General features: G+C 63.5%; 17 protein-coding genes and 1 pseudogene. 3 read left to right on the top strand and 15 right to left on the bottom strand.

Features of this window, described 5'->3' with window-relative positions:
* Positions 1-291 precede the first annotated feature (291 nt).
* The 3 genes from TQ38_RS17870 to TQ38_RS17860 form a co-directional block, all read right to left on the bottom strand.
* The gene (locus TQ38_RS17870) at positions 292-1,833 is read right to left on the bottom strand and encodes a glycosyl hydrolase (RefSeq protein WP_043978179.1); all 1,542 of its coding nucleotides are present in this window, start codon (positions 1,831-1,833) and stop codon (positions 292-294) included.
* Positions 1,830-2,972: an alginate lyase family protein gene (locus tag TQ38_RS17865; RefSeq protein WP_162792281.1), complete on the bottom strand. Its 1,143-nt coding sequence runs from the start codon at positions 2,970-2,972 to the stop codon at positions 1,830-1,832. Before TQ38_RS17865 ends, TQ38_RS17870 begins: the two co-directional genes overlap by 4 nt.
* Before the next feature lie 95 nt (positions 2,973-3,067).
* Complete coding sequence (locus tag TQ38_RS17860; RefSeq protein WP_043978178.1) at positions 3,068-4,621, bottom strand: hypothetical protein; 1,554 nt, start codon at positions 4,619-4,621, stop codon at positions 3,068-3,070.
* A 108-nt stretch (positions 4,622-4,729) separates the two neighbouring features.
* Between TQ38_RS17860 and TQ38_RS17855 the strand changes: the two genes are divergently transcribed.
* The gene (locus TQ38_RS17855; protein ID WP_082057860.1) at positions 4,730-5,491 is read left to right on the top strand and encodes a TetR/AcrR family transcriptional regulator; all 762 of its coding nucleotides are present in this window, start codon (positions 4,730-4,732) and stop codon (positions 5,489-5,491) included.
* Between the two features lie 116 nt (positions 5,492-5,607).
* Here the strand turns inward: TQ38_RS17855 and TQ38_RS17850 are convergent, their stop codons facing one another.
* The 5 genes from TQ38_RS17850 to TQ38_RS17830 form a co-directional block, all read right to left on the bottom strand.
* Positions 5,608-8,061 (bottom strand): glycoside hydrolase family 2 TIM barrel-domain containing protein, encoded by a 2,454-nt coding sequence (locus TQ38_RS17850; RefSeq protein WP_162792280.1) that lies wholly within the window; start codon positions 8,059-8,061, stop codon positions 5,608-5,610.
* A gap of 44 nt (positions 8,062-8,105) precedes the next feature.
* Entirely contained in the window at positions 8,106-8,528 is a 423-nt protein-coding gene (locus TQ38_RS17845; RefSeq protein WP_162792279.1) for a hypothetical protein, read from the bottom strand.
* Complete coding sequence (locus TQ38_RS17840; RefSeq protein ID WP_043978176.1) at positions 8,494-8,832, bottom strand: hypothetical protein; 339 nt, start codon at positions 8,830-8,832, stop codon at positions 8,494-8,496. Before TQ38_RS17840 ends, TQ38_RS17845 begins: the two co-directional genes overlap by 35 nt.
* 132 nt (positions 8,833-8,964) lie before the next feature.
* Positions 8,965-11,133 carry a hypothetical protein gene (locus TQ38_RS17835; protein WP_240198127.1) on the bottom strand — a complete coding sequence of 723 codons (2,169 nt, stop codon included), beginning with the start codon at positions 11,131-11,133 and terminating at the stop codon, positions 8,965-8,967.
* 78 nt (positions 11,134-11,211) lie between these two features.
* Positions 11,212-13,914: a TonB-dependent siderophore receptor gene (locus tag TQ38_RS17830; RefSeq protein WP_043978174.1), complete on the bottom strand. Its 2,703-nt coding sequence runs from the start codon at positions 13,912-13,914 to the stop codon at positions 11,212-11,214.
* A 208-nt stretch (positions 13,915-14,122) separates the two neighbouring features.
* On the opposite strand from TQ38_RS17830, the gene TQ38_RS17825 reads away from it, so the two are divergent.
* Positions 14,123-15,298 carry an ROK family protein gene (locus tag TQ38_RS17825; RefSeq protein ID WP_043978173.1) on the top strand — a complete coding sequence of 392 codons (1,176 nt, stop codon included), beginning with the start codon at positions 14,123-14,125 and terminating at the stop codon, positions 15,296-15,298.
* Positions 15,299-15,331: 33 nt separating this feature from the next.
* Here TQ38_RS17825 and TQ38_RS17820 read toward each other — a convergent pair whose 3' ends face one another.
* The 6 genes and pseudogenes from TQ38_RS17820 to TQ38_RS17795 form a co-directional block, all read right to left on the bottom strand.
* A complete protein-coding gene (locus TQ38_RS17820) occupies positions 15,332-16,324 on the bottom strand; it encodes a LacI family DNA-binding transcriptional regulator (protein WP_082057857.1) in 993 nt (330 codons plus the stop codon).
* 133 nt (positions 16,325-16,457) lie between these two features.
* Positions 16,458-17,519: pseudogene (locus tag TQ38_RS17815) on the bottom strand (aldo/keto reductase).
* Positions 17,520-17,679: 160 nt separating this feature from the next.
* Entirely contained in the window at positions 17,680-19,023 is a 1,344-nt protein-coding gene (locus tag TQ38_RS17810; RefSeq protein WP_052505897.1) for a carbohydrate porin, read from the bottom strand.
* Positions 19,020-20,492, bottom strand: coding sequence for a cytochrome c (locus TQ38_RS17805; RefSeq protein WP_043978172.1), 1,473 nt, complete (start codon positions 20,490-20,492; stop codon positions 19,020-19,022). Before TQ38_RS17805 ends, TQ38_RS17810 begins: the two co-directional genes overlap by 4 nt.
* Positions 20,489-22,135 (bottom strand): GMC family oxidoreductase, encoded by a 1,647-nt coding sequence (locus tag TQ38_RS17800; RefSeq protein ID WP_113941989.1) that lies wholly within the window; start codon positions 22,133-22,135, stop codon positions 20,489-20,491. Before TQ38_RS17800 ends, TQ38_RS17805 begins: the two co-directional genes overlap by 4 nt.
* Complete coding sequence (locus tag TQ38_RS17795) at positions 22,132-22,737, bottom strand: sugar dehydrogenase complex small subunit (RefSeq protein ID WP_205316160.1); 606 nt, start codon at positions 22,735-22,737, stop codon at positions 22,132-22,134. Before TQ38_RS17795 ends, TQ38_RS17800 begins: the two co-directional genes overlap by 4 nt.
* A 224-nt stretch (positions 22,738-22,961) precedes the next feature.
* Here TQ38_RS17795 and TQ38_RS17790 point away from each other — a divergent pair, with 224 nt between their 5' ends.
* Positions 22,962-23,909, top strand: a complete 948-nt coding sequence (locus tag TQ38_RS17790) for a LysR family transcriptional regulator (protein WP_082057661.1) — start codon at positions 22,962-22,964, stop codon at positions 23,907-23,909.
* On the opposite strand, the gene TQ38_RS17785 is transcribed toward TQ38_RS17790, so the two are convergent.
* A complete protein-coding gene (locus tag TQ38_RS17785) occupies positions 23,872-25,188 on the bottom strand; it encodes an NAD(P)/FAD-dependent oxidoreductase (RefSeq protein WP_043975120.1) in 1,317 nt (438 codons plus the stop codon). The two genes, TQ38_RS17790 and TQ38_RS17785, sit on opposite strands and share 38 nt — an antisense overlap.
* Between the last annotated feature and the right edge of the window lie 454 nt (positions 25,189-25,642).

Here is a 25,642-nt window from a genome sequence, read left to right as displayed (position 1 = left end):
CTGTGGCAGTTACCACCTAGGAATGTATTCGCTGTGGCGATGTTTTGTTTAAGAGAGGCGATGCCAACAGATCGGCGGAAATTGAAAATACAGTATACCGACGGTGATTGGTTCCTCAGCCGAGCGGTGGACTTTAGCCTGAAAAGAAATGATTTTTTAGGCGGACATTTCGACCGTTCGATCCATCGCTCGCTGAATGGAAGTCATTTTGCATAGCAATTTACGTCGCCATGGATTGAATGGGTTTGGTTCACTTCGATTAGGGCAGTTCGCCGCGATATATTGCGCGAGCTAAACCGACGGGCCCGAAGCGCTCTCGATCAGAGCCACCCCTTCGGCAGGCAGATCGAGCGTCAACTGGCGATTGGCATCCAGCCTGGAAAGCACTGCAGCAGGCAGCACCGCCGCAGAGCGCAAGGCCGCGATCTGCGCACTGGTGGGAAGCTTGGGCGAACCCATTGCGCGCCAGGCGGGAAAAGGTGATCCACGGAACTGGTCGACCTGCGTAACGCGCACTTTCTGGCCGGGCTTCATGCCTTCGATCGCTACGACCATCCGCTTGCCGGAGCCGACGACATCGCGTTTGGCGTCCGCTCCGGGAATGCCGGCGGCCTGAGGCACTTCGGCAAGGTTCCAGACAAGCGCGGCGAACGATCCGTCTTCCCTGCGTGAAGCCAAAGCTGGTCCGTCCGCAAGGAGACGGCGCGAACCAAGCGCGTGCAACAGGCGGTATGTGTTGTAGCCGGGCCTGGGGATGCCGCGCAGGAGCAGGGCCCAGCCCATCGCGCCGTCCTGAAGCAGATAGTCGGTCGGGCCAAGTTCTTCGTAAGTGCCGCTCAGTACCCAGTGAGACATCATCTGCGCCTGGCCCAAAGCCTGGGTCAGAACGTGGGCTATCATCGCGGGGCTGTCGGCGGACCATTCGTTGACATAGAGCGGCAGGTCAGGATGCCGGCTGGCCGAGATGGTCTGGCGCGCGCCCCTTATGGCGGCGGGGATCACATCGTTCACGGACATTCGCGGGCCGTCCCGTTTGGCGCCCATTTCCCCGGCGTAGCTATGCGTGGAGACAAAATCGACCGGTGCGTTTTCGCTTGTGCAGAAGTCGAGGAATTCCGGAAGCCACTTGGCGCCCGAAGTCACCGGGCCTCCTACCTGGAGGCGGGGTGACACCGATTTCACGGCGACGGCAGCATGCTTGTAGAGCTGAAAATAGTCGGCCTGCTTGCCGGTGAAGAAGAACGGTAGATCAGGCTCGTTCCAGACCTCGATCGGCCACTGGGCAACTGTATCAATGCCATATCGGCCGACTATAAAGCGGGTGAATTCGCCGATGAACGCGCCCCAGGCCTCGAACGACTTGGGCGGCGTGATGTTGCCCTTGTAGAAGCCGAACTGCGCCGTTCCCGATGCCAGTTCGCTCGGCATGAAGCTCAGCTCAACGAAGGGCGAGAGACCGCGATCCACCAGGCCGTCGTACACTTCGGCGACATTGTGGAAGTTGGCGGTTCCCGAGCGATGCTGCGGATATCTGGTCAGGACACCGAGTTCGTCGTTCAGGATGCCATGAAAGCGCACCTGCCTGACCCCGATTTCCTGTCTGGCGCGGTCAATGTCCTGCCGCCAGCTTTCCCTTAGAGTGATGGCAGCGCGGTCGGAACCGACGCAGCTCCATATATGGGGCAGGGGGCCCACATCCTCGCGCGAGCGGATGCGAACGGACAGGTGTTCCGCAGGCAAAGCTGCGAACGCGGGAAAGGAGGCCGCGCCGATGGCAAGGGCCGATCCAGCCATGAAGCTCCGCCGGCCAAACCGGCTATCGTCGTAGTTCATCGCACTGGTTCCATATTCAGGATTGCGAGCCATTCGCCTGGACCGGTCTCGTCGATTGCCAGGCCGGGCCTCGCCGCCGCCTGCGCGTGCAGCCGCGCCGCGAGCGGTTGCAACTTCGGGTCGAGCTTGGCCGCCATCGCGAACAGCTGTTGCGATGTCGCCGGATCCCAAGGCTTGTTCTGGTACGTCGACCCGCCGGCGGCGGCCCTCTGCCGGTCATAGGGCACGACCGATTTGACGAACTCCACATGCAACTGCTGTCCGCTGGCGAACACGCCAAGCCAATCGAGCGTGCGCGGGAGACTCCTTCCTTCGCTTCCTCGGTAGCCGTACCAGTCCGCGCCATGGGACTGGGCGGCTAGTGCAGCCATGAGCTGAGAGGAAAGGCTGTAATTCACGTAATGAAGCGCGTCGCGCTGCGCGAAGTCGAGCGTCGATCCATCGGGCCTGAGATTGGCTTCGACCTGCCGTTCGAAAAGGGTATTCGCGCGTGTGATGAGCCCGGCATCGCCGATCTGATAGGCGGCCAGGGTCGCGAGCTTGATGCGATGGCTTTGCCAGTTGTTTGTTAGCGTCGGCTTGATCGGCACGTCGCCGGTCTCCATCGCCGCGATATATCCGCTCGCCATCTTCCGCAGGAATGAATCGACTTTTGCGCGGGTGGCGGCCGGCGCGCTGCGCTCGACAAGATCATAGGCAAGGATCAGCTTGTCGAAGCGTCCCTCGTCGATCGGATTGAATGAGGGTTCGTAAACCGAAACCCAGGCGTCGATGTAACGGATCGCCTGCCGTAGAAAGGTCTTTTCGCCGGAGAGGCGCCAGGCCAGAGCCAGATCGAACATTGCTTCCATGTCGCGAAGACTGCTCTTGTCCGCCTCGATCTGTGCTGTGCTTGCCGCAGCCTGGGCAGTGACGCCCGGCGCATGCGCCTGGCCGGAACTGATGCCTTCGATGTGGATGTGAGTGGCAGGGCGCGGTTTCTGCCGCAGGAAGGTGCGGGCCCGGGATTCGACTGCCTCCTTGAGCCCGGCATCGACTTTGCCACTGGCGAAATCCGGTCCAAGCAGGGCGTATCCCGCCAGGGCGCGGTTCTCGTGTGCATCAATCGGTCCAGACCCCACAACGGCGAACAGGGCCACCGCCGCCGCCAGAGTGACCCGGCGCCTTTGGATGATAAGCAGTCGGAGCGATCCCGGCCTCAATTTCCCGCGTTGCATGGTTTGCCCTTTCCGGCTCACCGACAGGCCGGGTTTTGTGCGCCCGGAACTTGCACGAAGCTGATGCTGGTAGCCGGCAGCTTGACGGCGCCGCCCGCCACGAGTTGCGGACGCAGATCGGGTATCCTGTCGCCCTGACCCAATTCGAGAGTACGTCCGTTGAGAGCAACCGATTTGCCCTGAAGCTCAGGTGCTGTCAGCGTGTAGACCTGCGCGTCGGCTCCGGCCTGCAACGCCTCTTCTTTGCGGCCTGCGTTGACTGCAACGAGCGTGACGCCGCCTTTGCGCTGCGGCGAACAATGGGCGTAGATGTGAAGCCCGGGCGTTTCGAAACTGCCGGTGCCAAGTACGGTAGTCCCGACCAGACGCTTCCACAGCAGCGCTGCCCAGTAGTTGGGGCGCGGGGCAAAGGTTTCAGGTTCGAGCAAACCGTAGTTGCCGCCGACGAGCGTCTGATGGAAAACCATGCTGGCGCCCAGCTTCGCAAGGCGGCCGAGCTGGTCGACATAGCGGAACGTATCGACGAAAGTCGCGCTCCAGGGCGCGCCGCTGCAGGCCGCTCCCGCAGTCTCGGTGTTCCAGATCGGCGCGCCAGGTGCATAACGATCCCGCAGTGCCTTGTGATCGAGAAGCGATTTTTCCGTGCGCGCAAACCACGGGTCGGTCATCGATAGTTCAGGGGTGGTGCTGACGGGGGTATTCGGCGGCGCGCACCGCGGTGCGACGGCCGGGTAGAAGTGATAGGAAACTACATCGAACCGGGGCTTCGGATCGCCCGCCAGCAGATCCGCTGCAGTAAGATTGCCTGGCAGCGGAAGGTTGGCGACAACGACGTCGCCCGGCCCCACGATCTTCATCTTCGGCAGCGTGCGGGCCGCAAAGGCGCGGAAGGCAACCTGATCGCGGGCGAACCAGGCCCCGTCGTACCCCTTGGGCGCGCCGCCGTAGTTGGGAAGGTTGGGCTCGTTGAACAGTTCCGCAGCATCGATCTCGCCCTTGATGCGGCGGGTATACGCCGCCAGAGGCGCGGCCTGCAGCGGCGTCCACGTTCCCTTCGCGTCGCGAACGGCGGAATTGACCGTGAAGGACATCAGCAGCTTTGCATCGACTGCGCGGGCGAAGTCGATCACGCCCTTCCACTGCGCGCGGCTTAGCACGGTGTTATAGCCGGTCGGCGGAGAGGCTAGTACGGGTTTATCGTCATCCTGGAAGAAGACCGAGTTGGCCGAGGTTCCGCTGGTGCGCAGATAAGCAGGGCCCAGCGCGCGGGCCAGGGTACGAATGCGCCGATTATAGAGGTCCAGCGGCCGTTCTAGCTTCACGCCGCTCATCACCGTATCGACGCGGGCGTCGCTGCCTTCTTTCGCGTCGGGCTTGGCGGCGGGGGGTGGCATTCCCGTGATCGCGATAAGATCGAGATTGTATGCCTGGTAGCGGGCATCGATCTCGCCGATCCGCGGCATCTTCGCCGGCGCGGCGATAAAGTCCCGAGCATTCACGGGCACGCAGGGGCTGACCGCGAGAGCGAAAATGCTCGCGAGCGCGGTTGGCCTGGACAGGGGCGAACTCATCCTTTTCTCCCAAACCGTTTTTCAGCGCATTGTTGAATGGACCGTGTGCGCTGTGTGTCGTGACACTCGCCAGAGAGGCGTGCGGCGTCAATTTAATATACCGGTGGTATGATTATATCGCAGTGGCGCTTGCCCGGCAGGGTTATTCCGGCGAACAACGGGCGAAGGCGCAGACAGAAGGGCGAGATGGCAGCGGCGACAGGCGAAAACGGCGTAAGCGGAGCCACGGCTGTTGCCGGCGGGGCTCAAAGATCGCGTGGCCGGCCCTCGCGCAAAGAGGCCGAGGCGATCGACCGCAGTGTTCTTGAGGCTGCAAGGGAGAGTTTCCTTGCCCACGGCTTCACGGCAACGACGATGGACGCGATCGCCGCCAGGGCGGGCGTGACGAAAGCTACGCTCTATCAGCGCTATGACGACAAGGTCGCGATGCTCCGCGCGGTACTGCATGAACGGGTGGCGGCATGGTCCGCAGTCTCCGACCGACGCGCCGTTAATCGCGGGGACACTCTCGACAAGCGGCTGGAACACTACGCTCGGTCGATCACTCGCTGGAGCCGGGACCCGGAAGTCCGCTCGTTCGGAGAATTGATCCGCGAATGCTGGGGAACGGCCCGCGCCGTGGCAGAAGAAATGCAGACGATCCGCGTGACGCGCATGCTCGACGTCATCGAGAAGGACATCCGCGAATTTGGTCCGAAGGCTGGTGTGACGGCTGCCAACCCCCGGTTGATTGCCGAACTTTTTCTCGGAATGATCGGCGGTGTTCATCGCTACCTTGAGGACTCCGGGCAGGCGGACGACGCGGCGATTGCACAACTCTGCCTCGATCAGGCGGTGAACATATTTGTCGCCGGCAAATCCGCTTGGTGACGAGGCGCATGGATCTGGCGGTCGGTGGGGGCCACTGCGCTGAAGCCCTGCGGCAGAAGGGTAACAACCGCCACGGTCATAGTCCGCCGATGGGTGCGCACGCGTGTTGACACGTATCACGCCATGGTGACGGTCACCCGGCTAGCCTTGAGCCCCGCGCTTCTGGCGTGGACTTTCACCGTCCCGCGCTGGCCGTTCCCGCGAACGATCAACAGCGCCCGGCCGCGATAGCTTTCTGCATTAGCGGACTGGAAGGACCCTGTTGCTAGGGGGTTGGCGCTACCGAAGGCGGCCAGGGAGGCTGGCCCGTCGATGGCCAGGTCGACGCGCCGCTGGTCATCGGGGAGGACGCGGCCCTGTGCGTCGACGATTTCGATCCGGAAATAGCTCAATGCGCCGCGCCCCGCGCCCCCTTCGCTGCGTTCCGGAACGACCCGAACGCTCGCGGCAGGACCCACCGTTTCGAGCACTTTGTGGGCAATGCGGCGCCCGTCGCGGTAGCTGAAGGCTTCCAGCTTTCCGGGGGCATAGGCAATCTGGAACTCGGCCCGGCGGCGATCGGAAGGGCCAAGCCCTTTCGACCCGACAAGCCTGCCGTTCAGATGGACTTCCACCGTGTCGCCTGCGGCATGCACGACGACGCCAAGCATCCGTTCTTCGGACCCGGGCCAGCTCCAGCTTGCCAGTTCGTCCGGCCAGCCCCAATTGGAAACGTATGCGAACGTACCTTCCGGACCGGGCCGCTGAACCGAGACTTCCAGACCGCTGACGCCCCATACGACGTCGCGGGCAAGCGAGGAGGCCTTTTGCTCGCCGATGATGTCAATGTCGCCGCACCAGGCGTTGACCCAGGGAAAGCCGGGGAGATAGATCGGGTACGCGCCGTTCTTCAGGCGGGCGGTGGCTCCGATCCCCGCTTCGCCAAGGTAGTCCATGGCTGTCCAGAGGAATTCGCCCAGAAAGTACGGCTCCTCGTCCTGCAAGGCTTGGTAATCGTAGAGATCCCGCGCGAACGTCTCGGATGCGTAGACGACGCGTTCCGGGTGGACGGCTTGTTCTGCCGCGATGTCTTCGAGGCGATAGTTGTATCCAGGCACTTCCAGAAACACGGTGGAGGCATTGTCCACCTTTCCGGCACGGCCCGGGCGCGCCGTATCGGCTTCGGCTATCAGTTGGCCGCCAAGGACACCGTTCAGCCCGGCGGTGACTGGTCTGGTAGGATCCAGGTGCTTGACGGCGTTGGCAAGCGTCCACTGCCATTTGACGCCTTCGTCGGTGGACCGGAACGGGATTTCGTTACCGATGCTCCACATGATGACTGAAGGGCTGTTCCGGGCGGAGCGGACCATGGCGTCGATCACCGTGTGCCAGTGCTCGGGGAACTGCTGGGCGAAGTCCTGGGGTTCCTTGCCAATGTGCCAGGCGTCGAACGCCTCCTCGATCAGGAACATGCCGAGCCGGTCGCAGGCCTCTCGCAAGCTGCGGGACGACGGATTGTGCGACGATCGAATGGCGTTGAAGCCACGCGCCTTGAGCAGGCGCAAGCGGCGTTCGTCCGCGTTCGGGTAGGCGCAGGCCCCCAGCAGTCCGTTGTCATGATGAAGACAGCCGCCCTTGAGCTTCACCCGCTCGCCATTGACCGTCATTCCTTTCGCCGCGTCGAAGGCAACGATGCGGATGCCATAAGGCTGGACCAGACGGTCGAGGGCGACCCCGGCTCTAACGAGTTCGGTTTCCAGCGAATAGAGTTCGGGGCGCGCCGCCGACCAGAGGCGAGGGCCGCGAAGGTGCAGTGACTGCCTGGTCACCGTCGTCGCTGGCGTGCTGACCTCCACTGCGATGCGGCCGTCCGGCTCGACGAGGCGGGATATGAGGATGTCGCCTTTCTCGGGCCCCACCACCTCGCTCGATAGGTCTACCACGGCGCGCCCGTTTTCAAGCTTGCTGGTCCAGGCCGTAACGCCCCAACGCTCAACCCTGGAGGTTGGATGAAGCACATCTAGTTCCACCGAGCGATAGAGGCCCGAACCCGAATACCAGCGGCTGTTGCGGCCGAGATTCTGTACGCGCACGGCGATCACGTTGTCGCCCGACCGATCGAGGTATGGCGTCAGGTCCAGCGCAAATGGCGTGTAACCCGAGACGCTGCCGCCCACGCTTCGGCCATTGAGCCACACATCCGTCTTCAGGTAGGCAGCATCGAAGACGATCTCGATCCGGGCGTCGGAGGGGTAGGAATCGACCCGGAAATGCTTGCGATACCAGCCTTCGCCGCCGTTGGTGAAGCCGGTCGCGGTCCCGCCGATGGAGCGCTTGTCGAACGGTCCGACAACGGCGCCGGGTGTCTGCCCGGGCTGGTCCTCGATGCTCCAGTCGTGCGGCAGGTCGACCAATCGCCAGCCGGTGTCGTCCCACGCCCGGTTTTCGGCGCCGGTCTGTTCTCCGAGCATGAAACGCCAGTCTTCGTCGAAGGGCTGGCGGCGTCCGCCGGGTTCAGCGGCTGGCCGGCCTTGCGAATGTGCCGCACCGGCCTTGATGGCGATGCCGCCCATGGCCGTCACTGCAGCCATAACGAGCACGTTTCTTCTGGGTGTCGAAAGAAAGTCGCTTGCCATCACCGTTCACCAAGCGCCTTCAGTTTCTGATCGATGCGATCGAGGGCATCGGACTTCACCACGCCGAACTGGAGGAGCGAGCGAAACGAGAAGTTGCCGAGATGGGGCTTGATCATTTCATTGCCGACGCGCGCCTCGACATTGGGGATCTCCGCCTTGACGACGGCCCATGCCTGGGGGATCGCCTTCAGGTCGGCGATGGCCGTGTCCTTGGTATCGAGCAATCCGGGCAGCCGCCGCGGCATCACGAACGCGCGCGCGGGTGGATATAGCGGAGCATCCATTGCTGATGTAATCCTTGTCAGTGTTCGGCGCGAAGATGGGAGAGCGATCGGCAGCGGGCCCGGAATTCGTGCGGCTGCCTTGGCAACTGCGCGGATCTGCCGTTCACTTCTTGGGCGATAGCTTGGCGAGATCGGCATCGATCGCCGCCAGCTTCGCATCAGTGATCTGGTCGGCCGAATACTGCTGGATGACCTTGAGAGTCATGCTTCGCGCCATGTCGATCTGGTCGCTGTTGACGATATCGGGGAGATGTTTCGCAAGAATTGCCTTGGCTTCCGGGTCGTCCAGAAGCGTGCCGATATCGGTATCCTCGGCTGTGTATCGCGGCGCGGCCGCAATGGTATTCGGCGCGGTTGCAGCCGTTGGCGGTGCAGCCGCCTGCGCCCCTGCACCGGCGGACAGACCTGCGGAGACAACCGCGATGACCAAATATGCGCGCATCCTTTTATCCTCTCAAAGCTCACGTTTCTTATTGGCAGAAGCCGCTCTGCTCGGTAGATTTTAATGTACGATCCGTACATATATGGTTCGCAAGGCGATTGCTATTAGTTTTACCTAGCTTCCCCGAGCGCGTCATTTGACGGTCACGCGAACCCTTCCGAGATTCTGGATACGGCCAAATGCGGTCTTCCTGTCGCCATCGCGTTGGGAGATGCCGCGCAGCGCAGGGAAGTACGTGCCCGGCGTGTCGAACTTGTGCGTGATGGTGACGGTGGCAGTCCTGGCGTTCGGCTTGACTTCGGACTGGCCGGTGAAGGTGCCCGCGCCTTCGAAATCCCATTCCGCCGCGATGATGGTGCCGGCGCCCGGTGGTACTTCGATCGTGCCTTTGAACGTCACGGTCTGGCCGGCGCTGATATCCGCACGCTCGCCGCCATTGGCCTTGAGCGAGACCACCGGCTGGATGCCGCGGCGCGCCGCAGCGGTTGGCGGTACGATGATCTGGCCGTCATCGTATCGGTAGCTCGTCGAGGCCGGCGGGGCGATGCCCTTTTCCGCCCAGAGCGCCACGTCGCGCAGTGCCTGGTTGAGGACGGGCACATAGCTGACGGTATGGATCGCATCCTCCTGCGTATCGCTGTCACCGTGCAGGGCGTGGTCGGTGAACCATAGGCGGAAATGATCGTCGGCTTTCGCGCCGAAGTGCTTTTCGACCCGCGCACGGTACCAGTCGGCCGACCAGGGATAGGCCTCGCGGTCCCACAGGGATTCGACGAGGATCATCTTGCCCTCGAAGTTGCCTTCCGGAACCGAGCCTGCCGTGGCCTTGGTGAAGAGCGGGCCCAGCAGCATCGGGCGCTGCGGATAGATCGGCTTGCCGTCCGGCCCGCGGAACTGGTCCCAGACCTTGAATTCAGGTCCCGGCACCTGGTGGCGATGGTAGGTCTGCGCGGCCAGGAAGTTGCTGTTGTCGACCTGCACCTCGTCGCCGTTGGCCAGCTTCGCGGCCACCGTGGGATCGACGATCCCGAACACGGCGGTGTCGCCCTCGATCCGGCTCAGGGTCAGCCGCGCCCCCTTGGCTGCGCCGGACAGGACGATAAGGTCGCCGCCGAGGAACTGGATGGCCGGAGGCGTCGACGAGAGGCGCACGGCGACGACATATTGCGCCTCCTTGCCTTGCATGGCCGCGAAACTATCGTCGACGTTGCCCTTGGTCTTGCCGTTGGTGACGCTCGTTTCGAGCTTCTGGCGCTGGGCGTCCGCGCCGGTCACCAGCGCGGCGATCGTCGCCTTGTGCTGCATCCGGTAGCCCACGAAGCTTTCGGGGTGGTCAAAGCCGTAGTATCCAGGTTTGGTCCAGAAGTCGGTGAAGTAGCCCGGGTCGGCCATGACCACGCCGCCGTAGAGCGCCGCGAAGCCGTGGATGCCCATCGTCTTCCATCCGAACCATGATTGCAGCGGAAATCCCATGCGCGTCACTTCGTGAAGCGCTGCGGCCTGTTCGGTGTTCAGTCCGGCATAGGGATCGCCGCTGCCGCCCGGCTCCATGGCATCGACGATCTGGGGGAATTTGTCGGCCAGCAGACGCATCGCATGCATGCGTATCGTGAAGCTGTTGGGGATCGCCATGCTCGAACCCAGGACATGCGGGACCGCACCGTCCCAGACGCCGCGCGTGTTCTCCATCGAGCCGACAGTGCGGTAGGCGCCGCCGCTGCCGCCATAAGCATAGCCGTATGGCCGTTTGCCGCCGTACATCTGCAAGGCGACCACGCGGGAATACTGGGCCGCTGCGGCATTGGCGCGGTAGGCGCCGATCGTCGGGTCCTTGGACCCGAAGCCGGCCACCGCCGGACCGCCGCCATTAGTCTCTACAAAGTATCCGCCGCTGCCGATCGAGAAGGCGATCTTGTCATTGGCCGGCGACGTCGGTTGTTGGGCCAGGTTCTCGTTGTCTGGAGCGGGCGTGAAGTGCTGGAAGAACCGGCCCTGGTACTGCTCCTTGGGCGGCAGATAGAACGAGAAGCGCGTGTCGGTGCCTTTGAACCCGCCGTGCACGTAGCGGTGGCGAACCGGCGCATCGCGCCATTCGTCCACGTCGATGTAGGGCTGCGCGAACAGAGGGTCGGGAGCGGGATTGGAGGCGTTGGCGGCGGAAGTCGCGGTCGGCTTGGTCACTGCATCGGCCGTCGATCCCTGCGCGGCGGAGGACCCGAGGATCGCGGCGGAGACGAACGCGAGCTTCAGGTATGTGGCGGTTCTGTCGTTGGTTTCGGTCTTGTCGCAGGCGCGTTTCATGAAAAGCTCCGTATTTTCAGGATAGTGCAGTGGGTCGTCGGTGCCTGTCGGATCAGGCTGCGACGCACTTTGCGTAAGTCAGAATTTCTTGCTGATGCCGAACTGGAACACACGCCCGATGCTGGTGACAGCATAGCCATCCAGCGAGTTCAGCGAGCCATTGTATGGCGGCGGGTCCTTGTCGAACAGATTGTCGACATTGAAAGTCAGCGCTAGGTTTTCCATCAGGCCGCTGCCCTTGAAGTCGTACTGGGCGAACAGGTTGATGGTGTCGTAGGCCTTGATCCGCGACTGGTTCAGGTTCGATGCAAGCGGGGCGACGTTCCATCCGCCAAGGTGGCGCCAGGTGGCCTGGGCCCGCAAGTTGCCGATGTTGGTTCCCAGCGTGCTCGAGACGATGAAGCGGGTCTGCGCCTTGACCGTATCGACGAAGGCTGCGCCCGCAACGGATTGCTCCTTGCGGTTGAGGACGTAGTTGCCGTTCACCTGCACGTAAACCGAGCCGAAGCCGGTGGACTGGTCGTAGGCCAGCGCGAAGTCCAGGCCATCGGTGTTGACTGCGGCAAGGTTGGTGCGGCGGCCATCCGCGATCGAATAGACCTGTCCTGGCGTGACGGTGTAAGGGGAAACCGCCGCAAGCCCGTCGGGCACTTGCGATGCCAGCGTGTTCACTTGCGCGATGGTCGGGTTCATGACGTAGTTGCCGGTGAACAAGGTGTAGAAGACCGAGGGGTTGAACACTGGGGGAATGTCGATCAGGTCCTTGAACCGGATATTGTAGTAATTGAGCGAGGCGACGAACCCTGGCAGCGAGGGCGGGGCGATCTCGAAACCGGCCGACCAGGTCTTGGCCTTCTGCGGCTTTAGGTTGTTGCCGCCGCCGCCCAGGAAGATCTGGGCTTGGCCGGGCAGGGGCGCCACCGCAGGGTTGGCGAAAAGGATGAACGGGAAGGCGAAGATCGTCGCCGGTGCGGCGTCGGCGCCGTCCGCCAGGCTGGGGGCCTGGAACGATTTGCCCCAGCTCCCGCGCAGTTTCACGCCTTCGAGCGGCTCGTAAGTCAGTCCGAACTTGGGATTGAAGGTCCCGCCGAAGTCGCTGTAATGGTCGTAGCGTCCCGATGCCGAAAGGCTCAGCGAGTACATTCCTGCGCTGCGGTTGCCGTCCCCGAACACCGGGACCTGAACCTCGCCGAAGACGGCGGCAATGCGCCTGCTGGAGTTGGTCAACGGAAGATCGGCCACCGTGCTCGCGCTGACGGTGCCGTCGATCCGGGACTCGTACTTTTCGTAGCTGTATTCGCCGCCGACCGCGATCTTGACGTCGCCGCCGGGGAGATGGGCCAGACTGCCGTCGACGACCACGCGGGTGTTGATCATCTCGTTCTTGCCCAGGCCATAGTCGAGAAAATTGGAGACGAGCGGCAGGACTGCGGAATTGGCGGGGTTCGACAGGTTGTAGGGATCGAAGTTGCCCGTCAGCACCAGTGTGGAGAGCGTACCGTCATCGATCTTCTGGTTCATCACCTCGGAACGGCCCCGCCCGTAGTTACCCAGCCAGCGCAGCTGCCAGCCGCTGCCAAGATCCGCCGACATGGACGGCGTGATGCCCCAGGTCTCAAGCGCTGTACGCTGGCTGGTGCGCGCGCCCAGGACCGAGGAAAAGTCCATCGAGACCGACTGGGCCTGGAAGCTGTTGGCGTCCCCGGTATTGCGGTAATAGGGATTGAACACCGTGCCGGGGACGAAGGGGTTGATCGGCGCGATCGTGGCGGTGGCGGTGATCGGTCCGCCGTCACCCTTGTTGACGCGGTTCATGTAGAACGCGCGCACGTCGAACGTGATCGGACCGCCGGAGTCGAGCGAAAGCCCCGCGAAAACCGAATGCCGCTCTTCGCTGGGATAGAATGTGCGGGCATCGCTGACATCGCAGCGGTTGCCGGTCCCACGCGTCAGGCCGGGCAGGGCGTAGACCGCTGCTCCGATAGAGACATTGCCCGCGCCGCAGGTGAGGTCGAAGGGAAGCCCGTTCGTGTAGTCGAGACGGCGCACGTAATCGCGGTCGCGGCCATAAAGCGAGTCGTGCCAGGCATAGTCATAGCTGACATAGACCGAGGCGGTGTCCCAGGTCTTGCCGACGGTGACATCGGCGTTGAGGGACTGATAGTCGTCCGCAAAGCCATAGCGGGCCTTCGCCTCGATGCCATCGAAGCGCTTGCGCGTGATGAAGTTGATGACGCCGCCGACAGCATCGGCGCCGTAGATCGACGAGCCGCCGTCCAGCACGATCTCGACCCGCTCGATGGCGCCGGGCGCGATCGCATCAGGATCGGGAACGGTCTGGCGGACGCCCATGCCGGGCAGGCGATGGCCATCGACCAGGATCAGGGTCGATGATCCCCCGCCCGACGTCCCCGGAAGGTTGCGCAGGTTCGGCCGGTTGATGGTGATCTGGCTCGAACTAATGGCCGATACGATGGGCGCGGAATCGTACGAGGCGGTCTGGGGAACGCTGGCGAGGAGCTGTGCGGTGGAGTTGGCGCCCACTGACGTAATCGCCTGCGCATCGAGAGAGACCGTTTGCGAACCGGCCGGCGCGACGCCGCGCAGCAAGGTGCCCGTTACGATGATCTCCTGAATTTCCTTCTCGCTCAGCGGCACGTCACCAGCCTGATCCGGGCCAGCCTGAGGCGCGGCCTGTGCGAGTGCGGCTATTGGTGCGAGTGCGATCATCGAGACGCCGATCAGCGCGCACTGACGGATGGATCCGAAGGTCCTTTTCATGCTCTCTCCCCTGCATGGCACCTGCGGATTGTTTCCGGGTTGCCTTTCCATTCCCCAGCAACCGCTGTCGTTCTGGCGACAGTCGAAAGCGCTGGGGCCCTAGGGGTGGCAGATTCGGACGGGCTTGTCTTGTTAAAATTTTAGAGACTAAAATAAATAGATCCAAATCGGTATTGCCGGGGCGGATTAATTGGCCGATGGAAAGTGCATGCGTCTTTCGGATCAGGAATATAACCGTCTGCTCCTGCTCAAGAAGTTGCGGGCGAGCGAGCCGGTCGCCCGTACGGACCTTGTCGCACTGACGGGGCTGACGGGGGGGACGATCACCGCCATCACCGCTGATCTCGTCAATCGCGGCATCGTGATCGAGGAGAAAGTCGCGTCCAGTTCACGCGGTCGCCCCCGCGTCAATTTGCGGATCAATCCCAGCGGCAAGTACGTAATTGGCACAACCGCAACGGGTGATGGCCATGCCTTGACGGAAATCGTCAACCTGAGAGGCGAAAGTCTGGGCGTTTCGACAGCAAAGCTCCAGACGGCAACGCGGATCGAAGATCTTGCCGGGCAATTCGCTGCGGTGCTTGAGAATGCGATATCCGGTTGGCAGGTCCGGCGCGAAGACATTTTTCGCATCGGAGTGGGATTGCCCGGCATCGTCGACAGCCGGACCGGTAGTGTCGAACAGATCGTTACCTACGAGCCCGGGCCATGCGATTTCGGCGGCATCGTTTCACGCGCCCTGGGCATCCCCACTCTGGTCGACAACAACATCAACCTGCTGGCACGCGCAGAGCATTGGTACGGGGCAGGGGCCCATGCCGGTGATTTCACGCTCATCAATGTCGATCTTGCTATCGGTGCAGCGCTCTACAGGGGAGGACAACTGATCAGCGGCGCGCATGGTATTGCTTCCGAGTTCGGGCATACCAAGATCGTGCCTGACGTCGGACGCACCTGCTTCTGCGGGGCCCGTGGCTGCCTTCAGGCCTATTGTTCGGTTCAGGCGATCATCGAGCAATCGTGCGAGCGGCTGGGCCGCGTGCCGCCGTCCTACGACGGCATGAACGCCTGCTTTGACGAGTTGCTGCGCGAACATGCGGCCGCCGAAATCGACATCTGGCCCGTACTCGAACAGGCCAGCCACTATCTGGGCATCGCAGTGGCCAATCACATCACGATGCAGGACCCGGAAGCTGTCATCATCCTGGGCCCGCCGGTGGCGATGATGGACAGGCTGCGCGGCACCTTCTTCGCCGCTTTGGAGCAGAACACGTTCCCTGCCCTGCGGCGGCGGACCAAACTTCACTTCAAGTTTTCGGACAAGAGCGCCTATGCGCGCGGCGCGGCGGCAATGGTCCTTGAGCACGTTTACGCAACCTCGTGACAGGCCGTTCGAGCATGATTTTTCGGAAAAATTTCACGGCAAGGGACGGGTGGTACATCTTTCGGTGAAAGTGAAATCCACGACGGTCGGCTTGCGGGCCTCCTTGACTGGTTCCTCCAGCAGTTCGACGGCGCGTTTCGCCATGATTTCCACGTTCTGGTCGATGGTGGTCAGACCATAGGCGGGCCAACGCGCGGCCGGGATGTTATCGAAACCCACGACCTGCGCATCGGCAGGAATGACCAACCCGCCTTCGAGGCGCAAGGCGTCGATCACCCCGATCGCTGTCAGGTCGTTGACGCAGAAGATGCCGTCGGGTCGCGGCGATGCCGCCAGCATCTCCCGTCCTGCAAGCAGACCGCCGCCGTGATCGAGGTCGCCGGACAGGCAGAGCGGGGCGGGCAGTCCTGCAGCCTCGATGGCGGCGCGGTATCCCTGCTGGCGAGCCCGGGATGCGATGCTGTCGGCACCGACGTAGGCGAGGCGCCGCGCCCCGCGCGCGATCATCATGTCGGCAGCGGCGCGGCCTGCGGCGGCGTTATCGATCTCGACGACGTGGATGTAGTCGGTCATGATGCCCGAGTTGAGCGTGACTACCGGGATGCGATGTGCCGAAATCGCATCTGCGGCATCCTGCGACAGGATCGACAGGGCACTGACGACGCCGTCCACACGGTAACCGACGAGTTCGCCGACCACTTCATCGAGGGCGCGGTCGCTTTCGCCCTGCACCAGCATGATCCGCTTGCCGGCGTCCTGGAGCGCGCGTGAAAAGGCTTCGAGCGTCGCGGCATGAAACGGGTTGTAGGCGCCGCCGATGACCAGGGCGATGATGCCCGAGCGGCCCTGCACCATCATGCGCGGTAGCAGGTTTGGCTGGTAGCCCAGGCGCGTTGCTGCGGCTTTAACTTTGGCGCGCAGGGCAGGAGAAATGCTTGCGCCGGGCGTGAAGGCGCGAGAGACGGCGGACTGGGATACGCCCGCCAGCCTTGCCACGTCGTGCGACGTTATTGGTCGATCAGACATCCGATGTTCTCGTTTCCAGCCCGCACTTTACTGGGCAGCCGTATCGTCCCCCGCGCCGCCAGGAAAGGTGGTTTGCGCAAGTCCCGCTCGTTATGCGGGGGCGGCGGGCGTGTGCACCGCCCCTGCATCGCCATCACTCCAGATGCGGTGCGATCAGGGCGAGGTCGGCGGCGGAGAGACGGTCGGACGCGGTACTTTTCTGGTGCCAGTAGGGATAAAGCAGCGGCGGATGGCTCACCGCTTCGAGTTGGGCGATCTCCTCGGTGGACAGCGTCAGCGCTGCGGCCTTGAGATTGTCTTCGAGCTGCGCCTCGGTGCGCGCGCCGATCACCAGGCTGGACACGGAGGGGCGGGTAAGCAGCTAGGCGAGGGCGATCTGTGCCGGGGTAGCATCGCCGCGTGCTTCGGAAATTCCCACCAGCGTTTCGACGATATCGTAGAGCGCATCGATGTCGCGTACCGGCGGTTCGTCCCAGTTCGCGGCCTTGCGGGTGCCTTCGGGTTCAGGCTTGCCGCGCCGGTATTTGCCTGAAAGCAGCCCGCCGGCCAACGGGGACCAGATGACGCTGCCGATGCCCTGATCGATACCGATCGGCAGCAATTCGTATTCGGCTTCGCGCGCCTGAAGGGTATAGTGGATCTGCTGGCCGACGGGACGGATCAGGCCTTCGCGCTCGGCGGCAGCGATCATCTTCATGACGTGCCAGCCCGAGAAGTTGGAAACCCCGACGTAGCCGATCTTGCCGGCGCGGGTCAGGTCTTCGAGTGCCGCGAGGGTTTCCTCCAGTGGCGTCAGGCCGTCCCACTCATGGCACCAGTACAAGTCGATATGATCGGTGCGCAGGCGTTTCAGGCTGGCTTCGCAGGCGCGCACGATGTGGTGCCGTGAAAGTCCGCATTCGTTGGGGCCCTTGGTGCCGGTGGGGAAGCGCACCTTGGTTGCCAGGATCATCTTTTCGCGGCGGCCGCCGGCCAGCGCTTCGCCGACGATCTCCTCGGACAGGCCGGCTGAGTAGATGTCAGCGGTGTCGATGCTGTTGACGCCGGCCTCGATGCACATGTCGATCTGCCGCTGTGCGCCTGCGACGTCGGTATTGCCGGTCTTGGCGAAGGCGCCCTGACCGCCGAAGGTCATGGTGCCGAGTGTCAGCGTGGAAATCTTGAGGCCGGAGCGGCCGAGCAGGCGATAGTCCATGAAAAAATGTCTCTCGTTGCTTCGTATTGATCGGGCGGGAGCGGCGAATGGCTTAGGCCAGCTTTGGCCAGTCTCCAGCCGCGTTGCCAACATTCTTAACATGGCTATGGCCGCCAGGTTGCATCCCGATGCAATTTATCGGATGGCCGCTCTCGGAGCGTCACAGGGTCGCCTGGAAGTGCCAGACGAATACCACCGTATTAGGCCTGCTGTCGTAGCCGCCGGGGCGCACGACGTACTGGATGCCGGGGCGGACCAGCAGCCACGGCGCCACTTGTGTGCCGTAGTTCAGTTCCCAAAGCTCCTCGCTGGTCTGGACTTCATCTCCGTCCATTTCCTCGACCCGTGCCAGGCGCGAGTTGATCTTGGCCTTGGTCCAGCTCAGGCTCAGGATGTCGTCCGGGCGGCTCGCCAGCGGGCCGCGCCAGCTCGATCCCAGTTCGTAGTAGGCAGGGATTAGGCCAGTGTCCTTGTCAGCGATGGTCGCCACGCCGAACACGGAAATGCCGCGCACGGTATCTGGCGTGGGCTTCCAGATCTGCTGTGCGGCCTGGATGATGGCACCGCTGCGCCCCTTCTTGGTCCGGGCGGCGTCGTCCTGAAGCGCGGCGCGCGAGGTCTCGTAATAGGCCGTTATCTTGTAAGTCCCGGCATAGTCGGAAGGTGTGCGGCCATGGACGTAGCCTGCCTCTACCGGGAAAAACGCGCCCTTTGTGCCGCTGAAGCCGAAATCGAAGCCGTGGCCGACCTGGTTACGGTCCGTGGCGACGTCGTAGGCGCCGGCCTGGACGTACCAGCCGCTGCGATCGCTCCACTTTATCCGGCCGCCCCATTGTCCGGTAGGGTCGTCGCGCCAGCCGCTGCTGTAGACGGGGCCCAGCGGGTGTCCGCAATTGCCGTTGTTGGTGAAGTTGCAGGTGTAGGGCAGCTTGCCGAAATCGTTACCCATCGAATAGAAACCGGCCTTCACGCTGAGCCGGCTGTCCAGGAACGTCTGTTCATAGCTCAGTTCGTTGAAGCGCACGTCCTTGCCCTGGCCGTAGAAGGCCTGATTCTGGATATAGGCGCCGGTACGGGCGCTGTTCGTGCTGTCGCCCAGGCGGTCAGTGACGATTACCCGCACAGTGCCGTGGTCGACGATCCCCAGCTTGCCCAGATCGAGATCGGCGCCGACGTTGAGATGGCTGACGACGTTGAGCCCGCTGCCCCGGTAGCCGCGCGTGTTGACTGCCGGTTCGACAACCCAGCGTGCGTTCAGGGTCACGCCGTCGGCGGCGAGCCGCTTGCGCAGGCCCCAGTTGCCGAACAGTGGCTGCTGCTTGACGCTGTCCAGCGGCTGAGCGCTCGCTGGCTGCCGAGGCTCGGCAGCGGGTGGGGGCGACGCTTCCGGGGAAGCTGCCGCCGTGGTGACCGGCTGGTCCGCTGCGTAATTCACGGTCTGCGCGGCAGCGGCGAAGGGAATGCCGCCGATGAGCAGTGCGAGGATCGGTCCAGGGTACTTCATGAAAGGTGCTGCCCCGCAGGTAGCCTTTTAGGGCGCCGAAGCCGCCAGCCGACGATGCCGATCAGGACAAGCGCGGCGAGGACCAGCCCAGTGCGGGCCATCAGCAGGATCATCGAGAGCGAGCTTTGCGCGCTGGCAACGGCGACCTGCTTTTCGGTGACGTCACCGCCGGGGCCGAAGGCGCCGCGCAGGAACGTGGCGAGCGAGGCGATCTGGTGGTCGGTCAGGGGCTGGACGAACGAGCGCTCACCGAAGCCTGGCATCATGACGTGCTGGTCGCCGACCGTCCGGTCGACACCGTGCAGGATCACGGCCACCAGATTGTTGGAGCGGGAGGCGCCGACGGTACTGTTGTGATAAAGCGAAGGGATCACGCCGTCCGGCGACCCATCACCGTCACGGCCGTGGCAGGCAGCGCACAGGCCGCTGTAGAGGCGGGCTCCTTCCTGCCGGCCCTTTGCCTCTTGCGTGCCGCGAATGTCGGCTTCGAATGTGCCCGGTTTGCCATAGCTATAGGCGGGCTGCTTGTCGCCCGCGTCATGGACGGCAGGCACGGCGGCAATGTAGGCGGCGATGGCGTCCACGTCGGAGCGGGTCATGCGCGAAAAGCTGTGGGTCACGGCCTCGGCCATGTCACCGGCGGCCTGCGCCTTGCCCGGGACGTGTCCGGTCTGAAGGTACTGCGCGATTTCCTGCTTCGACCAGCCACCGATGCCGCTCACCTTGTCGGAAGTGATGTTGGGCGCGTACCATGCGCCGAGCGGGCCACCGCTAAAGGCGGCGCTGCTTTTTTCCTCCATCAGAAAGCCGCGCGGGCTGTGACAGGTGGAGCAGTGGCCCAGTGTTTCCGCCAGATACCTGCCTCGGTTCCACTGTGCATCGTGGCCCGGGTCTGCCTGCGCCGGCCCGCCCTTCAGGAACAACGCGTTCCAGAAGCGCATGGAGGTGCGGATGTTGAAGGGAAACGGCAGGCTGGTAGCCGGCGCGGCGCGGTCGATCGGGCGGACCGCGCTCATGAAATAGGCGTAAAGCGCATGAACGTCCGCGTCGGTCAGCCCGGAATAGGAGGTATAAGGCATTGCCGGATAAAGGCGGGCACCGTCTCGGCGCACGCCTTCGCGCAAGGCGCGGCTGAATTCCGCTTCGGAATAGGCGCCGATACCGTGACTGCGCGACGGGGTGATGTTGGTGGAATAGATGCTGCCCAATGGAGAGACGATCGGATAGCCGCCGGCCATTTCGCCCGTTTCAGCGCTGCCGTTGTTGTCGCCCTTGCCCTCGGCTTGCGGGGCATTGTGGCAGGCGGCGCAGTCACCGGCGGTCGCGAGATAGCGGCCGCGCTCGACGTCCTGCGGGGTGAAGCGCGGCAGCGCGGCAGGCGGCGTTTGCGCATTGGCAGGTTGGGCCTGCGCGGCGATTGGCAGGGCCAAAGCGAGCAACATGCCCGCGAGGACGGTCCGGGCCTTCATGCCGCGAGGTCCCGCGAGATGGAATCGGCTGCCCTGATGCCCAGCGCCGCCATGGTGAGGGTGGAGTTGACGACGCTGGCCGAGGGGATCGCCCCGCCCCCCGGCAACCACAGGTTCGCATGATCGTATGTCCGGCAATCGCCGTCGACCACCGAATCGCGCTTGTCGGCGCCCATGATGACGCCGCCCATGATGTGGTTGTTGGCGTTGAGGTCGGTGGTGATGTGGAATTCTTCGGCGTTGAACAGCTTGCCGATGTGTTCAAGCTGCTCGCAGGCCTTGTCGTATCCCTTGCGGGCATAGTCGCCCAGTTCGTACTCGATGTCCGGGGACGGCAGGCCCAGCCCGTCGCGCCGGGTCTTCGACAGGGTGAGCCGATTGGCGGGGTTCGGCAGCGGCTCGAGGCTGATCGACAGGTCGACGCCGTGCGCGGCGCGGCGGCGAATCTCGGTGTCGAGCGCCTCGCCCACCAGCCCCATCGACAGCGCTTTTTTGGTCGCGGCGTGAATCTGGCTGATGTTGTTGAGGATGATCTTGTTAGCCGAATATTCGGACCGGAAAGCCCCGTCGCGCGGGCCAACCATGCAGCTGGACTGGGCAGGCCCCCGGCCCAGCCAGATCGGGCGATCGGCCAGGAACGTGCAGTGAAAGCCGCTATGGTCCATCATGTTGCGCCCGACCTGATCGGAACTGTTGGCGATCCCGCGCGGATTTTGCGCGTTCGCGGCGAGCAGGAGCAGGCGCGGGGTTTCCACGCTGTTGCAGGCGATGACGAAAGTCTTGCCCGTCGCCTTGTGGCTGACCTTGTCGGCATCGTACCAGTGGACGGCGGTGATGCGGTTGTTCTCGTCGGTGTCGATCTTGTAGACGACGGATTCTGCCAGGACCCTGGCGCCTTTGCGCTCCGCCGATTCCACCGAGTGGATGCCGTTGTACATCGCCCCGATCGGGCAGATCGGCTGGCAGTTGTTGTTACCGCAGCAGGCCGGGCGGTCGTTCCAGGGCTTCACCATGCGGCCCTGCGGGATCGGCACCAGGTTGTAGCCGTGCGGGTTCACCACTTCGGCGAACGTGGTGTCGCCATGACCCCAGGGTACCATGTCGGAAGGATAGGGCCGGCTGCGCTCCGGCGGGGACTGGCGGGCCGGGTCGTGAGGACCGGAGACCCCCATCGCCTCCTCGGCGCGGCAATAGTAGGGTTCGAGATCGTCGTAGCTGATCGGCCAGTCGCGGCCCACGCCGTAAGTGGACTGCATGGTCAGGTCGACAGGCAGGTGGCGCCAGCAGGACGCCGCCCAGTGCCAGGTCGTCCCGCCGACTGCCCGAATGTAGCCCTGCTTGAAGCCTTTGGCGTCGGGTCCGGTCAGATGGATGTAGTCGTTGGCCGGCCAATATAGCGGCGCGGTGGCATGGGGGGATTGCGGATAGGGCCCCTGGAAATCGTTGCCCGCCCGCCGTTCGAAGCTGAAGTTGCGCCAGTTTTCCACCACGTCTGCGCGGTTGAGGCGGGGCCCGGCCTCCAGCACGAGCACGGCATGGCCTTCACCTGCGAGCTGATCCGCGATCAGCGCGCCGACCACGCCGGACCCGACGATGACGACGTCTGCGGCAGCATCGCCGCCGTTGAAATCAACTTCCTTCATACGTGCGACTTTCCTGCGGTTTGCTGGGCGTCATCCGGGGTGGCCGCGTGGCTGCGGGCATCGACCGGCGGCGGGGCGGCGGTCCACCAGGCGGGGCCGCCAAGCTGATAGGTTGGCGGGAACAAGGCATCCGCGACCGGGCGGTTCATCAGCGCGTCGGCATAGGCGATGGCCTGCGCGGTCACTCCGGTGCCGACAGTGCCGGTGTACCAGGCGGCGACGACAGCCAGCGCTCCTTCGCGCTGTGCCGGCGTAGCAGCATCCAGCAGGGCGGTAAGGTCAGGGTGCTGGCGGGCCAGCGCGGCGAGCGGCGCAAACGTCGCCGCGACTTCCGGAAAGAGCTGACGAAACGCCTGGGCGGTCCTTGCCGCGATCACGGAGTCGAGATCGGGATGACCGGTGATCGCCTGCGACAGCGAAAGGAACACCGGATCCTCGGGCACCGCGAGAGCGTCTGCAGCGCCGTCCGCCTGTGACGGCGCGGCTCCGTGGCACGCAGCGAGCATCAGGCTTACCGCCGTGCCGATTGCAAAGGCGCGGCGCGTCATGCTGATGGAAATCTCCCCGGCTCCCTCGAAAGCGAGATCACTTGCCTGATCCATCGAACTACCTCCACGATGAGGCAGCAGGCCAAAGGCGAAGCGAACCCCAGCGGTCATAAAAAATATAATCGGGCCAATGCCCACAGGTCGTGTTATCCGGCCAGGAAGCATGGAGTGCTGGCCGCTAAGACCTCACCGTCATGGTTGCCGGCCTTTATCGCATCGCGATGCAAAGGCCCCACAATGCTATTGGCGTATATCCATAAAATAATTTATGGAGCGACATGTCCTTGCAACGTTTGCGCACTTTCATCGAAGTGTATCGCCACGGTTCGATCAGTGCCGCAGCGCGCGCGCTCGACCTTTCACAGCCGGCCGTCTCCCAGCATGTCGCCGGGCTTGAGGGGACGATCGGGCGATCCTTGTTCGAAAGACGCAACCAGGGCGTCGTGCCAACCGCAGCCGCGCATGAACTGGCGAAGGACCTTGGAGATCGTCTCGATGCGGCTGAAATGGCTTTGGCAGCGGCGCGGGTTCGGTCGGAAGAACTCGCCGGGACGATCCAGATCGTGGGCCAAAGCGACTTTCTTTCTGAATTCGTGACGCCGCACCTTCTGCCGCTGCTGGACAGCGGAATGTTAGTGCGGCTTCATGCGGCCGGTCCCGGCCAGCTTGAGCAGTTGCTTCTCGATGGACAGTGCGACCTCGGAATTTCGGGCTTCGTAGTGAACGACCAGCGCCTGCGCAGCGAAAAACTGCTGCGCCAACGCGTGCTTGCGGTGGCGGCACCCGCCGTTGTTGCGGAGATCGAGAAGGCGGCCGATCTTGAAGCGGCGCTACAATCGCAGCCGCTGCTTGCTCACACGTTCGAACGATCACTGGTAGATTTCTGGGCGAGCAGGCAAGCGATTACGGTCGGGACCAAGCCGGTCGCCTTCATGGCTCACAATCTTCATGCACTGCGAACGCTTGCCATGAGCGGTTATGGCTGGACCGTGATGCCCGAGTATTTCTGTCGATCCCAGATCGCGGAGGGGCGACTGCGGGCCATTTCCGGGCCCATGGAAGACCCACTGATGTCTTATTACCTCGTCTGGGCTCCCAGCGCGCTTCGCAACCCCAGAACTGCGAGCGCGCGCCAGGAACTCATCCGTAGTTTTCATGCCATGGAGCCGTGGGGCGCGGCAGGCGAGGTCAATGCAGCTTCAGGCGCGGCCGAACTATTCGGTTGACGTGACCCACGGCGATCAGCGCCGCGCCCTTGATCCATCCGTGGATGGCGATCAGATGCATCCGGTAAAGCGAAAGGTAGATGAACCGGGCCAGCCGCCCTTCCACCGCCAGCTTGCCGCCAACCAGATTGCCCATCAGCGATCCGACAGTGGAGAAGCGGCTGAGCGACACCAGCGATCCGTGGTCTTTGTAGACGAACGGGACAGGGGCCTTGTCCGTCATGAGGCGCTTGAGATTGTCGAACACCACGTCGGCCATCTGGTGGGCGGCCTGTGCGCGCGGCGGCACTGGCCGGTCCGCCCCGGGCAGCATGCAGAAGGCGCAATCCCCCATGGCGAATATGCGTTCATCCGTGATCGATTGCAGGGTCGGGTGCACGACGACCTGTCCCGATCGGGCAAGTTCCAGCCCATCGAGCCCGCCGGCGATGGACACGGCCTTGACGCCGGCGGCCCAGACCTGAAGGTCTGCCGTTATGACCTCCCCCTGACGCGTATCCATGCCGTGCGCAGTCGAGGCAGTCACTTGCGTGTCGGTGAGCACGCGGACGCCCAGCGCTTCCAGTTCATGGTGCGCGGCGGCGGCAAGCCGCTCGGGCAGGGCGGGCAGGATGCGGGGACCAGCCTCGATCAGGGTCACTTCCAGGCGGCTGCCGTCGAACACCTCGAGCCCGTAATAGCCTAGCGCTTCTGCTGCGTTGAAGAGTTCCGCCGCCAGCTCTACGCCGGTGGCGCCGCCGCCCACGATGGCGATCCGCACCCGCGCATTGTCGGACGGGCTGGCCGTCATTGCGCGCGAAACGCGCAGGCACTGGTCCAGAAGGCGGTCGCGGAAAGCGTCTGCCTGCTTGTGACTGTCGAGGAAGGTACAGTTTTCCGCGACGCCGGGGGTGCCGAAGTCGTTGGTGACCGAGCCATAGGCCAGGACCAGATAGTCGTAGCGGATGGCATGAGCGGCCACCACTTCCTTGCCCTTGTCGTCGTTGACCGGGGCAAGGTGGACCTGGCGCGCCGTGCGGTCGATCGACGCCAGCGTGCCGTAGAAATAGCGATAGCCCCAGCGGTGGCAGTGGCTGCGATAGCCCACTTCATCCATGTTGGCGTCGAGTGAGCCGGTCGCGACTTCGTGAAGCAGGGGCTTCCAGATATGGGTCCGGGTGCGATCGACGAGGATGATGTCGTGGTGCTTTCGCCCGTAGCGCCTACCCAGCTTGGCGGCCAGTTCGAGGCCTGCCGCACCGCCACCGACGATCACGATCTGGATCTTGCCGGTTTTCATAGTCTACTCCTGATGGTGGTGGCCGATGACCGGTAATCAAGGCACTGCGCTGACGCCGCATTCTCTGCCGGGGTACGCCGAGTGTAGCCGAAAGCCCGGGAATCGATGGAATGGCGGTCCATACGCAATGGTCGCCTGCTCCTGCAAAAAGGAAAGCCGACCACAAGGGCCGGCTTTGAAAGTTTTGGGAGAGGATGCCTGAAAGGCACCAGCTTTCTCGCCCATGCTGCATCGCAGCACAAGTGTGCACTTTGCACTCGCAAACTCGTCATTAGCAACAGTTCCGTGCGGCAGGTCGTTGCTGCGCTGCAAAAGAGCCTAAAAAAGCCCCTGGGCCGACCTCCCCGAACCGACGGTGGCCGTCAGACAGGGCACTCAACCGAAGTCCGTCATCGTCCAAATCGCAAATGGCCTGCCCCTGAAGGATCGGCGTTATCGATAATACCGATTCGGC

It is taken from the genome of Novosphingobium sp. P6W (genome assembly GCF_000876675.2).
GTDB lineage: Bacteria > Pseudomonadota > Alphaproteobacteria > Sphingomonadales > Sphingomonadaceae > Novosphingobium.
The sequence above is the reverse complement of the archived record's forward strand: the minus strand, read 5'-3'. Positions and strand labels throughout refer to the sequence as shown.